The 12,019-nt window shown below is 52.3% G+C and carries 12 protein-coding genes and 1 pseudogene; 4 read left to right on the top strand and 9 right to left on the bottom strand.

All coding sequences use genetic code 11. From position 1 onward, the window contains the following. Window positions 1-40 precede the first annotated feature (40 nt). Window positions 41-538 carry a DUF943 family protein gene (locus H9644_RS19360; RefSeq protein WP_191776121.1) on the top strand — a complete coding sequence of 166 codons (498 nt, stop codon included), beginning with the start codon at window positions 41-43 and terminating at the stop codon, window positions 536-538. Window positions 539-573: 35 nt separating this feature from the next. On the opposite strand, the gene corA is transcribed toward H9644_RS19360, so the two are convergent. Together corA and ysgD are read right to left on the bottom strand one after the other, a co-directional pair. Beyond that, on the bottom strand, window positions 574-1,524 hold the full coding sequence (gene corA / locus H9644_RS19365; protein ID WP_000947146.1) for a magnesium/cobalt transporter CorA: 951 nt from the start codon (window positions 1,522-1,524) through the stop codon (window positions 574-576). A 151-nt stretch (window positions 1,525-1,675) separates the two neighbouring features. Continuing rightward, window positions 1,676-1,732 carry a YsgD/CorL family protein gene (ysgD, locus tag H9644_RS21655; RefSeq protein WP_212723238.1) on the bottom strand — a complete coding sequence of 19 codons (57 nt, stop codon included), beginning with the start codon at window positions 1,730-1,732 and terminating at the stop codon, window positions 1,676-1,678. 161 nt (window positions 1,733-1,893) lie between these two features. Here ysgD and H9644_RS19370 point away from each other — a divergent pair, with 161 nt between their 5' ends. Beyond that, on the top strand, window positions 1,894-2,658 hold the full coding sequence (locus tag H9644_RS19370) for a phosphodiester glycosidase family protein (protein ID WP_191776124.1): 765 nt from the start codon (window positions 1,894-1,896) through the stop codon (window positions 2,656-2,658). A 135-nt stretch (window positions 2,659-2,793) separates the two neighbouring features. Here the strand turns inward: H9644_RS19370 and uvrD are convergent, their stop codons facing one another. From uvrD to lptM, 6 genes are all read right to left on the bottom strand, one after another. Then, window positions 2,794-4,956 (bottom strand): DNA helicase II, encoded by a 2,163-nt coding sequence (uvrD, locus tag H9644_RS19375; protein WP_191776127.1) that lies wholly within the window; start codon window positions 4,954-4,956, stop codon window positions 2,794-2,796. Window positions 4,957-5,039: 83 nt separating this feature from the next. Beyond that, window positions 5,040-5,756: a 5-amino-6-(5-phospho-D-ribitylamino)uracil phosphatase YigB gene (gene yigB / locus H9644_RS19380; RefSeq protein ID WP_064530550.1), complete on the bottom strand. Its 717-nt coding sequence runs from the start codon at window positions 5,754-5,756 to the stop codon at window positions 5,040-5,042. After that, on the bottom strand, window positions 5,756-6,652 hold the full coding sequence (gene xerC / locus H9644_RS19385; protein WP_064530549.1) for a tyrosine recombinase XerC: 897 nt from the start codon (window positions 6,650-6,652) through the stop codon (window positions 5,756-5,758). The genes yigB and xerC overlap by 1 nt, the downstream gene beginning before the upstream one ends. Then, window positions 6,649-7,356, bottom strand: a complete 708-nt coding sequence (locus H9644_RS19390; RefSeq protein WP_064530548.1) for a DUF484 domain-containing protein — start codon at window positions 7,354-7,356, stop codon at window positions 6,649-6,651. Before H9644_RS19390 ends, xerC begins: the two co-directional genes overlap by 4 nt. Further along, window positions 7,353-8,177, bottom strand: coding sequence for a diaminopimelate epimerase (gene dapF / locus H9644_RS19395; RefSeq protein ID WP_064530547.1), 825 nt, complete (start codon window positions 8,175-8,177; stop codon window positions 7,353-7,355). The genes H9644_RS19390 and dapF overlap by 4 nt, the downstream gene beginning before the upstream one ends. A 36-nt stretch (window positions 8,178-8,213) precedes the next feature. Next, the gene (lptM, locus tag H9644_RS19400; protein WP_021581201.1) at window positions 8,214-8,417 is read right to left on the bottom strand and encodes an LPS translocon maturation chaperone LptM; all 204 of its coding nucleotides are present in this window, start codon (window positions 8,415-8,417) and stop codon (window positions 8,214-8,216) included. 158 nt (window positions 8,418-8,575) lie between these two features. On the opposite strand from lptM, the pseudogene H9644_RS21660 reads away from it, so the two are divergent. Both H9644_RS21660 and cyaY read left to right on the top strand, forming a co-directional pair. After that, window positions 8,576-8,754 (top strand): annotated as a pseudogene (locus H9644_RS21660) (DKNYY family protein); the annotation flags it as partial. A gap of 125 nt (window positions 8,755-8,879) precedes the next feature. Beyond that, window positions 8,880-9,200, top strand: a complete 321-nt coding sequence (gene cyaY, locus H9644_RS19405) for an iron donor protein CyaY (protein WP_000999936.1) — start codon at window positions 8,880-8,882, stop codon at window positions 9,198-9,200. A gap of 39 nt (window positions 9,201-9,239) precedes the next feature. Here cyaY and cyaA read toward each other — a convergent pair whose 3' ends face one another. Continuing rightward, window positions 9,240-11,786, bottom strand: coding sequence for a class I adenylate cyclase (cyaA, locus tag H9644_RS19410; protein ID WP_191776130.1), 2,547 nt, complete (start codon window positions 11,784-11,786; stop codon window positions 9,240-9,242). Window positions 11,787-12,019 lie beyond the last annotated feature (233 nt).

Genomic DNA, 12,019 nt, shown 5'->3' on the forward strand with positions numbered 1-12,019 from the left:
ATCTTGCCGGAACAAGCAAAAGTTTTCGTAAATTAATTCGATGAAAAGCAAACTCCAGAAAATAACATTATGTTCACTTCTTCTATGCTGTATCTATAATTTATGGACACTGCTCCCTGTGCAGGTTCTGTATACATACTCAGATGCTGGTAGTTCGGTCTTTCTGGTAGTTAATCATCTGCCCTTGACTGATAGGGATAAAATAGACTGGTATCTGACACATCAGAATGAAATTAAAAGTAAAAATCCCTTACCAGAAGGCGCCTGGCATACCTACTATTTAATTGATATCGGTAATGGCTTCACTAATTCTAAAAAATATACCGATGGGCCGTATGAAGATCTTTACTGTTTTCCGACGATTGACAACGACGATAATTGTATCGTGAAACACTATTTAATGGTTGTTAATGAATATCCTGATCGTAATACTCATTTCGTTATTGATGATACCAATGAGTATCAACTAACACAGGAGAATAAAATAGAGCGAGTGTTCAACCCGCATGACCTTGAGAAAAGCAATTTTTACGAATAAGCCGGATAAAGAAATATCCTTATCCGGCACTAATATTACAACCAGTTCTTCCGCTTAAAGTACAGATACGGTGCCAGACCCGCGAGGATCATAAAGATAATCGCGCCTGGGTAGCCGAAACTCCATTTCAGTTCTGGCATAAACTCAAAGTTCATCCCGTAGCTGGAAGCGACCAGTGTTGGCGGCAGGAACACAACGGATACCACCGAGAAGATTTTGATGATGCGGTTCTGCTCGATGTTGATAAAGCCCATCGCCGCCTGCATCAGGAAGTTTACCTTCTGGAACAGGGATTCGTTATGCGGCAGCAGGGATTCGATATCTCGCAGGATTTCACGCGCCTGCTCCAGTTGCCCGCCCGGTAAGCGTGCCTTACGTACCAGGAAGTTAAGCGCGCGCTGGGTATCCATCAGACACAGGCGAACTTTCCAGCCGATATCTTCCAGTTCCGCCAGCGTGGAGAGCGCCTCGTCGTACTCATCGCCCTGACGCCCTTCCATAATCACCCGGCTCAGTTGCTCCAGATCGCTGTAGATGTTTTCAATTTCATCCGCCAGCTGTTCGATTTTGGTTTCGAACAGATCCAACAGTAACTCGTAAGCGTTGCCGTCTACCATCGACTGGCTACGGGCGCGCATACGATACAAACGGAATGCAGGCAGCTCGCGCTCACGCAGAGTAAACAGACGACCATCACGGATGGTAAATGCCACAGTGGAGTTGCCAGCATGATCTTCCGCATCTTCAAAGAAGAAGAAGGAGTGAATATGCAGGCCGTCATCGTCTTCAAAGAAACGCGCCGATGCTTCGATGTCTTCCAGTTCCGGGCGAGTTGCCAGACTCTGGCCAAGTTCAGATTGTACGCGCAGTCGCTCGTCGTCATCCGGTTCGACAAGATCAATCCATACTGCATCTACGAGGGGTTGTGACTCTTCGACTTCCAGCCGGGTCAGTCGGTTATTTTCCAGTTGAAATGCGCTCAGCATGACCGGGACTCCCAATGCTTAAAATATCGGACAGTTCGGTGGGCACACAGAAACAAATTGGGTTTCAGACCATTAAACAGCCTGACTCAGCGCGACGGGAAAAATTGAGGTCGCTGACAACCGCTAAGGCTATCAGCAAAAAGGGATAGCCTTAGGAGTTGATCCTGGATGACAGGATAATGAGCCAGTATCTACTGGGTGTGTCCAAGGCGAATGTCCTCTTAGAGTGATCGTGCGCGCATGTTACGCCAGCAAAATTTTGCCGTCAACACGCAACGGAACACCACAGAACAATAGTTGAACTTCGCGCTTTTTGGTACTCGTCAAGGTCATTAACAGGATAAAAAAATCCCACATCCAGGACCTATAATGGCGCATCGGCTACTCATTGGTAAAGGAATGATCACCTTGAATCTCAAACGGATTTTTCTCGCCCTCACATTGTTCCCCTGGTTTGCTGTTGCTGCTGATGACTGCGCACTCTCTGATCCGATGCTGACCGTGCAAACGTATACCGTTAACCCTCAAACAGAGCAGGTGAAAATGTACTGGCAAAAAGCCAATGGCGAAGCGTGGGGAACGTTACATTCGCTGCTGGCTGATATTAATAGTCAGGATCAGGTTCAGATGGTGATGAACGGCGGCATCTATGATGAAAACTATGCGCCGCTCGGTTTGTACATCGAAAACGGTCAGCAGAAAGTGGCGTTAAATCTCGCTTCGGGTGAAGGGAACTTCTTTATCCGTCCTGGCGGCGTGTTTTATGTCGCGGGAGATAAAGTTGCTATCGTTCCGCTGCAAACATTTAAAACCAGAGAAAAAATTCAGTTTGCGGTGCAGTCAGGGCCATTATTGTTGGAAAACGGCGTCATTAATCCGCGTATTCTCCCCAACGTCGCCTCGCGCAAAATTCGTAATGGAGTAGGGATTAATAAACAAGGGAACGCCGTGTTTTTACTTAGCCAGCAAGCAACAAATTTTTATGATTTTGCCTGCTACGCCAAAGCGAAACTGGACGTCGAGCAGCTGCTTTACCTTGATGGCACGATTTCGCATATGTATGTGAAAGGCGGAGCGATTCCCTGGCAACGCTATCCTTTTGTTACCATGATTTCCGTCGAGCGGAAAGGTTAGAACGATAGTTTTGTGTCACTGAATGCCGGATGCAGCGTAAACGCCTTATCCGGCCTACATGACGTTGCAATTTATTGAATCTGCATGATTTTGTAGGCCGTATAAGGTACGCAGCACCGCATCCGGAAACGTAAATTACACCGTCTCCAGCCGGGCGTAAGCTGCCACCAGCCATTTAATGCCCTGGCCCTGGAACGCCACCTGCAAGCGACTATGTTCGCCGCAGCCTTCCATATTGACGATAGTCCCTTCGCCAAACTTGGCATGGCGCACGCGCTGACCGAGTTTGTAACCGCTGTCGTTCTCAACCATCGGCGTACCCATACGCTGATGGCTGACCGGGCGGCTTACCGTAGCGCGCAGACGCACTTCTTCCACACACTCTTCCGGCAGCTCGCCAATAAAGCGCGACGGGCGATGGTAAACCTCTTTGCCATACAGACGGCGGGTTTCCGCGTAGGTCAGCGTCAGTTTCTGCATCGCGCGGGTTACGCCAACGTAGGCCAGACGGCGTTCTTCTTCCAGACGTCCACCTTCATCCAGCGACATCTGGCTTGGGAACATGCCCTCTTCCATACCGACAATAAACACCTGCGGGAATTCCAGACCTTTCGCCGAGTGTAGGGTCATCAACTGCACCGCGTCCTGCCAGGTATCCGCCTGCCCTTCGCCCGCTTCCAGCGCCGCGTGGGAGAGGAACGCCTGCAGCGGCATTAAATCTTCGTCTTCTTCGTTGTAGCTGAACTGGCGCGTTGCCGTCACCAGTTCCTCTAAGTTTTCGATACGCGTCTGGCCTTTTTCGCCCTTCTCCTGCTCGTACATAGTGCGCAGGCCGGAGTCTTTAATTACCCGGTCAGTCTGTACATGCAGCGGCATATCGGCAGTTTCTTGCGCTAAGGCGTCGATTAATTCCATAAATCGCTGCAAGGCGCTGGCAGCACGTCCGGCGAGCGCTTTTTCCTGCAACAGTTCACGGCACGCCTGCCACAGTGTTAACTGGCGATCGCGCGACGTCTGACGCACCACGTCCAGCGTCCGATCACCAATACCCCGCGTTGGCGTATTGACCACGCGCTCAAATGCCGCGTCGTCGTTGCGGTTGGCAATCAGGCGCAGATAAGAGAGCGCATCTTTGATTTCCTGACGTTCGAAGAAGCGCATCCCGCCATAAATACGATACGGCATACTGGCCTGCAACAGCGCTTCTTCCAGCACGCGCGACTGGGCGTTGCTGCGGTAAAGAATGGCGCACTCGGCAAGCGCTCCGCCGTTGTCCTGCCAGGTTTTGATGCGGTTAACCACAAAACGCGCTTCGTCGAGTTCGTTAAAAGCGCAATAGAGGGAAATCGGCTCACCGTCCGCGCCATCGGTCCACAGTTTTTTACCCAGACGTCCGTTATTGTTTTCAATCAGGGCGTTCGCGGCGCTCAGAATGTTGCTGGTAGAGCGGTAGTTCTGCTCCAGACGGATAGTTTCGGCACCGGGGAAATCATTGAGGAAACGCTGAATATTCTCCACCTGCGCCCCGCGCCAGCCGTAGATTGACTGGTCGTCATCGCCAACGATCATCACTTTGCCAGTGTCACCTGCCAGCAGACGGATCCACGCGTACTGAATGTTGTTGGTATCCTGGAATTCGTCCACCAGGATGTTGGTAAAACGCTCGCGGTAGTGTTGCAGAATATGCGGCTTGTTAAGCCACAGTTCGTGGGCGCGCAGCAGTAGCTCTGCGAAGTCCACCAGCCCTGCACGGTCACACGCTTCCTGATACGCCTGATACACCTTCTGCCAGGTCTGCTCCACCGGGTTACCGTAACTCTGAATATGATGCGGACGCAGGCCTTCATCTTTCTGGCTGTTGATGTACCACATTGCCTGGCGCGGTGGCCACTGCTTCTCGTCGAGGTTCATCGCCTTGATCAAACGCTTAAGCAGGCGCAGTTGGTCTTCACTATCAAGAATTTGGAAATCCTGCGGCAGGTTGGCGTCCATATGGTGCGCACGCAGCAGGCGATGCGCCAGCCCGTGGAAAGTACCGACCCACATGCCGCCCTGACTGGTGCCCATCAGTTGCCCGATACGATGGCGCATCTCCGCCGCCGCTTTGTTGGTAAACGTCACCGCCATAATCGAGTACGGCGAGCAGTTTTCCACGCTCATCAGCCAGGCGATACGATGCACAAGAACGCGCGTCTTACCACTGCCCGCGCCCGCCAGCACCAGGAGGTTGCTGCGTGGCGCGGCCACCGCTTCGCGCTGTTTGTCATTAAGGCTTTCGAGCAGGTAAGAAACGTCCATTGGCACCGCCGCGTAAAAATAGGTTGGGCGGAGAAGCGCAACGCCCTCCACCAAAAAGCTGGGTATATATACAGATTTGCTGATTATATCAGCGAGGTCAGAGATGCCAACCGGGAAATTTCCAGATGCGGGAGTAAACGGCTGTCCCAGGTTTGCATCAGACAGCTATTTTCCGGTCTGATCCAACAGGCCTGCATTCCGCTGCGAATTGCCCCGCCAACGTCGGTGGTGAGATCGTCCCCAACATGTAAGATCTCGCCGATCGGTACGTTGAGTTTTTCCGCCGCCAGAAAGTACATATCGCTGAACGGTTTCGAGCGTCCGTGCGGGCCAGCGCGCAGCACAAACTCAAAGTAGTCGCCCAGGCCAAAAAGTTCCGGCTGTGCGTTGCCGTTGGTGATCGCCACCAGCGGCCATTTCTTCGCCAGTTGCTTTAAGGTGTCGTGCGTTTGCTGCGGGACGTCGATCCGACTGCGCCATTTGGCAAAGTTGATCATCGCCGCGTGTGCACCTGCACTGGCTTCTTCGGCACTCAGCCCAGCGTCGAGCATCGCTTGTTCAATCGAGCGAAAACGCCAGCGCGTCACGTCGTGATAAATCTCGGGTTCCGCTTCCCGTACCGCCTGACGCAGGCGTTGCAGATCTTCATTCTGGAAGCTGCGCAGCGCCGGATGATAATTTTGCACAAAAGTCAGCGCCTCCCGCTCGGTGCGCAAAATCACCGGACGGTTATCGTAAAGGGTATCATCCAGGTCAAAGGTGAGCGCCGAGATGCGCCCCAAAGGCCGGTAAAAACGCATTATTTCCCCCGTTTGGCGCGTGGATGCGCCGCATCGTACACCGAGGCAAGGTGTTGAAAATCAAGATGAGTATAGATTTGCGTGGTGGAGAGGTTGGCATGACCTAACAGTTCCTGCACACCACGAAGATCGCCGCTCGACTCCAGCATATGGGTAGCGAACGAGTGACGTAATTTATGCGGGTGAACGTGGTTATTCAGCCCTTGTTTTATGCCCCATTCTGCAAAGCGTTTCTGTACATTACGCGCGGAGATACGCTTGCCCAGTTTCGACAGGAAAAGCGCGTCGTCTTCGCTACCAAACAGGTCGCGCAAATCAAGCCAGTGCTCAATCCATGCCACGGCATTACGACCAATCGGCAGGCGGCGCTCTTTGCTGCCTTTCCCCATTACCCACACTTCGCCGGACTCCAGGTCAAGGTGTTTGATATCGAGCCCCACCAGTTCGGAAAGACGCAGACCCGCACCGTACATCACTTCCAGCATCGCCCGGTCGCGCACGGCGAGGGGATCGTTGATATCAATATCCAATAGGCGATTCATATCATCGACGTCGATATTTTTCGGCAGATGACGCGGCGCTTTCGGTGCCGCAACACCTTTTGCCGGGTTAGCTTTGAGTTCGTTCTGGCTGACCAGCCAGTCAAAAAAGCTACGTAGCGCGGAGAGGCGTAATGCAAGGCTTGCCGCGCCCAGCCCTTTACGGCGACTGCGTACAGCAAAATTGCGCACCATCGTCACATCACATTGCTGCCAGCTTTGCAGGCCGTTTTCGCTGGCAAAATTGATGATCGCCTCAAGCTGGCGCTGGTAGTTAAGCAGGGTTATCGGACTAAGCTGCCGCTCCACGCTCAGATAGCGTAGGTAGCGTTCCACATCGGTATGTAAATCGGTCATACGCGTTCAATCCAACGTTCCAGAAGCTCCGGCAACATCAGTGCAATTTCATCAAGTAACTGCGTTCCCTGTCCTTGTTGATAGTGATTGACATCGCGGCTGGTGAACAGCACCACGCCTAAATCAGCATCGCTTCCCAGCATCGACATCGCCACCGATCCCACCGCTTTCGCTTCCGGTAACACCACCAGCAACTCCGGCCCGTTAAGCGGCCCCAGATAATGCTGCTCCTGGCCCAGACGCTGAATACGCAGTGGTTCGAAAGCCTGACGGTTTAATGCCAGATGAGTATGGTTCGACGGCGCACCTAAGCGCCAGCGATCCGGAAACAGGCGCACACTCGCGCCCGCCAACCCTAAATCACGCGCCCAGCGATGAAAACGCATCAGCATATCGTCGAGACTGCTGGCGGCAGTAAGAGTGCGCTGCAAGTAGAGCAAGCGATAAAACAGACCTTCGTTAGCGATAGCCTGTTCCATCAACAGCGACATGTTCTCTTCCAGAACATGAATATGGTTACGCGCGCGAGCCATATGCCACTCGACCAGCGAAACGGTACCACGTACCGGATGCGGCACACGTATCGCTTCAACTGCGCGCGCATTGCGGATAAAAAACTCAGGATTTTTAATCAGATAATCGACAACCGCCCGGTCATCAAGCTCCGTGAGTGTTTCCTGCAGTTCTTCCCCTGGTTGCTTCATAGATGAATAAATCCGTCGTAGACATGTACCGCCGGCCCCGTCATATATAACGGGTGACCCGGGCCTTTCCAGGCGATATCAAGACGACCGCCGGGGAGTTCCACGCGGACTTCTTCGGCCAGCAAACCTTGCAGAATCCCTACCGCCACCGCCGCACACGCGCCGCTGCCGCAGGCCTGGGTTTCTCCTGCCCCACGCTCATAAACGCGTAAACGAATATGCTCGCGCTTAACCACCTGCATGAAACCGATATTAGCGCGTTCCGGAAAACGTTCGTGACTTTCCAGAACTGGGCCCAATGTTTCTACCGCGGCGGTATCGACATCATCGACCTGAATCACGCAGTGCGGATTTCCCATCGACACCACGCCGCATAAGATTGTCTGCTCGGCGGCGCGCATAATATAGGTCTTTTCCGCTTTGTTAGCGCGAAACGGCACGGCGGAAGGTTCGAAGTTAGGTTCACCCATATTGACCCGCACCAGATCGTCATCGGTAACGGTCAGCACCATCCGACCATTGGCAGTGCTGACGCGAATATCGCGCTTATTGGTCAGCCCTTTCAGGCGCACAAAACGGGCAAAGCAGCGTGCACCGTTGCCGCACTGCGCCACTTCACTACCATCAGCATTGAAAATGCGATAGTGGAAATCCAGCTCAGGATCGTAAGGCGGTTCGACCACCAACAGCTGATCAAAACCCACACCCAGGTGCCGATCCGCCAGGCGACGAATCAGATCCGGAGAAAAAAAGACATTCTGCGTTACCGCGTCGACGACCATAAAATCGTTGCCAAGGCCATGCATTTTCGAGAACTGCATTATCTACTCCATTCACGCGGGTACAGAAACTGACTTTTAGTAATTCACCTGAGATGGGCCATCGCCAGTGGCGCGGTCGTTTTTATCCGGCAACGTGGATTGTGTTTGCGTCTCTACCGGTTTGGTCGGCGGTGGCGCGTTTTTATCTGCGGGCGGGAAATAGAGCGGACCTTTCAGACCGCAGCCCGTCAGGCTGAAAAGAGTAAGTAATACAGTGAGTGCCTTAAACACGTTTTTCATTATGGATTGCCTGTAAAGTTCATCGCTTTCTGCTTTCTATCATCGCAGGAGAAGATGTAAAAGCAAGCGTTTAGCGACTCTTTATGAAGTCTGAAAAGTGAGGAATTGCTGCGAGTATAACGCTTACACGTGGGGATTTATGTTTTGCTGGTAGTTTCGTGATCGGCACCTCGCGCCAGGATGGCTTTATGCACTATCGCAATGTGGTTTGTTTGTTGTCTTTTTTAGTTCCGTCAGCGTGAGGATGCTCGCTCGGTGAACCTGATCATAATGTTTACCTGAAACAGGGAAAGGCGTGGTGTACCTGCGCCCTAATGAAGAGACAAATCTTTCGCTATACAGAGATATTATTATTCCAGTGACGGATGAATCGTGCCGGAACGCAGCCGCAGAGGTGCAAACTTTGAAGCCCTGACCCCATGCCGCTATACTGCCGCCATCACTTAAAAACAGGATACAACAATGAACGACAGTGAATTTCATCGCCTGGCTGACCAACTGTGGCTAACCATTGAAGAACACCTGGACGACTGGGATGGCGACAGCGATATCGACTGCGAAATCAACGGCGGCGTGCTGACCATTACCTTTGAAAACGGCAGCAAAATCATTATCAACCGTCAGGAACCACTGCACCAGGTGTGGCTGGCGACCAAACAGGGCGGCTACCATTTTGACCTGAAAGGCGATGAGTGGATTTGCGATCGCAGCGGCGAAACCTTCTGGGATTTGCTGGAACAGGCGGCAACGCAGCAGGCGGGGGAAACAGTCAGTTTCCGCTAAGATTGCATGCCGGATAAGCCTCGCTTTCCGGCACATTCATCACGAAAAATACTGCTGTAGCAGCGGCGTATCGTTGTCCTGATTGGCAGGCGGCATATTGCCGATAGATTTGGTGCGGAACGGTATAACCTGTTCCCGACCATCAACCTTCACAATCTGATAGAACTGCGGCAAGTTGAAGTTGATGAAACTGGAGCCGTAGGTGAAACGATCGTGCGATGACGAGTAGAAGCGGCTGACGTCACGCACCAGCTCCTCTTTGCTGCCTTCGCAGTGGTGATACACCTCAACGCGGTTACTTTCGTCGAGAATGTAGATATTAAAGCCATTCTCGTCTTGAGTTTCTTCGAAGAAGAACTGGATGATCCCTTCGCTGGCAAAGCCATCTACCACCGCCGGTAATTTGACGTGATTGGTTTCAACCTGTACTGACAGACCGTGCAGTTTGTTATGCGAAATAGCGCCATAGAACTCGATGGCATTTTCCAGTTTCTGTACCGACACATTCAGGCGCTCGAAGAACAAGCCCCAGGTCTGGCCAGAAACGCGCAGCGCCTTGAAGCGCCCGGTTTCCTGACGGGTGCTGGAAAGACGCAGTTCAATACATTCCGAAACCAGTTGCTGCACGCGAGTACGAATTAAGCCGCGCAGATGCTGGCTATAACAGAAGACTTCCACGCTATCCGGCGGCGCGGCGTCCTGGTGCATTTTGCCGAGAATGGTTTTCAGGGCTTCAATCATCGACTGCTCGCCGTTGAAATGCAGCGTGCGCACTTCATTCCATGAGTTGCGATACAACAGATCAACACTGCCCACAAGGCATTTTTGCTCTTCTCCAAAGCTGAAGACGTCCAGCTTACGGAAATCAAAATGCACTACCTGATTACGAAACGCTGTCGTTGGGTCATATTCCAGGTTAACGATAATCGCCAGATGGCGAATCTCACAAGGGCTGTAGAGCGCCTTCGGCGTCGGTGCGGGCAGGCGCAATGGGAAATGGTGCGACACATCAGCGACCATTTCCTGCAACTTCGGCAAGTCGACAATGCCGTTGCCTTTAATGTACAAACGGGTGCGCGAGGTCAGCAGGCCGTTAAACCATGCCCACGCCACCAGTTTGTTCAGGTAACGGTTATATTCCAGCGGTTGATGACTGATGATCGACTCTATTGTCGGCGCACGGTTATACAGATACCAGCCAGAGCGATTAGCACGGCCCGGCGGCACATAAATAAAGGTCAGATTTGGCTCGGAAAGATCAGGTGAAATCTGCGGGTTCACCAGCGTCACTTTACCCGGTAATGCTTCAAACGCCGCGTACAGTTTACGCGTCAGCACGCCGATATCCTGCGGGCTGGCGGAGACGCTAAGGTTATTGCGGCGCGCAAAGCGGATCAGATTACGGTAGCTCTGCATCATCGCGTCGAGCAGCTCGTTGTGCGCCTCACGCACCTGATCAATCTTCCAGTTGGCGCGGTTATCGAGCATTGCCAGACGAGTATCGTCCCATTCCCATTCTTTCACCAGCTGGCTTAACACTTCACGACGCCAGCCTACGCAGGCGCGTTCGCGGCTAAGTTTTTCGCACACTTTTAAATAGAAGCAGCGGCGTACTAAATCCAGACGAGTGAAATCTTCAATCGCCGTCAGGTATTCAGTAACACGCTCCAGCATCATGCAGTACGGATCGAGGCCAAACGACACAATCTCGCCGTCGTGCAAACGCTGTTTGATATCTTTCGCCAGCAGGCGTGGGCTCGGGTATTCCCAGGAATAAGCTTCCAGCAGCAGTGTTTTCAGCACCGCTTTGTACGGGGAGTCGATACTTTTGTAGAGTTGCCAAAGGCTGGCACCGAAGTACTCTTCAGCGGAAAGCGAGCTTAAGCCGCCGAGATCCAGCCATTCATTTGGCGTCAGCACGCCCTGCGCGTAAAGCGTCATTACGTAGTCATCGTAATGCTCTTCTTCGTCGCACGGCACCATATTCCACAGAATACGCTTACCGGCGAGACGCACTGCGGTACGATAAAATTCATCAAGTAGCAGTATATGCTGGGTGGAGCCGCAATCTTCGCCCCCCAGACTGCCACTCTCGTTGTGGCGGAAACGGTTTTCATCAATCAGGAAGAAGCTAACTTCCACACCCAGCGAGGCGGCCCAGCTTTCCAGCAGGCTGCATTTACGCTGTAGTAATTGGCGCTCTTCGCTATCGAGCCAGGATTGATGACAGACCCAGATATCCAGGTCAGAGGAACAACTTTGCCCTACGGACGAAGTACTGCCCATGGTGTATACGCCAGTAATAGGAAGCTCGCCTTTTGGCGGGTCCTGTACTGACATTCCACGATAAAGTTCAAGTTCGTTCAGGTAGTGGCGTTGGGTTTCATCAGGCGTGTAGAGGCAAATGCCTTTGGGAACGTTACCATCAAGGTAACCCGGCATTAGCGGATGGTGATAGTGCAACAATGTAGGCAGCAGACTGTAAACCTGTTGGAATGCAGGCCCCATGGCAGCAAGCGCGCGATCCACGCGCAATTGATTTATGGCATCCAGTCTCTGTTTCAGAGTCTCAATATAGAGGTACAAGACGTATCGCCTGATTTGCTACCCGTCATGTCTATGGTTCCGGCAACATCAACGGAAACACGCGGCATTCGGGATATTTCGTATGTCAAAGGTAACTGTTACCACTTTCCGCGCCTGGTTTTTTTAGTTTCACGACGAAAAAATGGTCTAAAACGTGATCAATTTAACACCTTGCTGATTGACCGTAAAGAAAGATGCGCTACATACAAGTGTAGCACCGTTTATTCTCTGTA

It is taken from the genome of Escherichia whittamii (assembly GCF_014836715.1).
Lineage (GTDB): Bacteria > Pseudomonadota > Gammaproteobacteria > Enterobacterales > Enterobacteriaceae > Escherichia > Escherichia whittamii.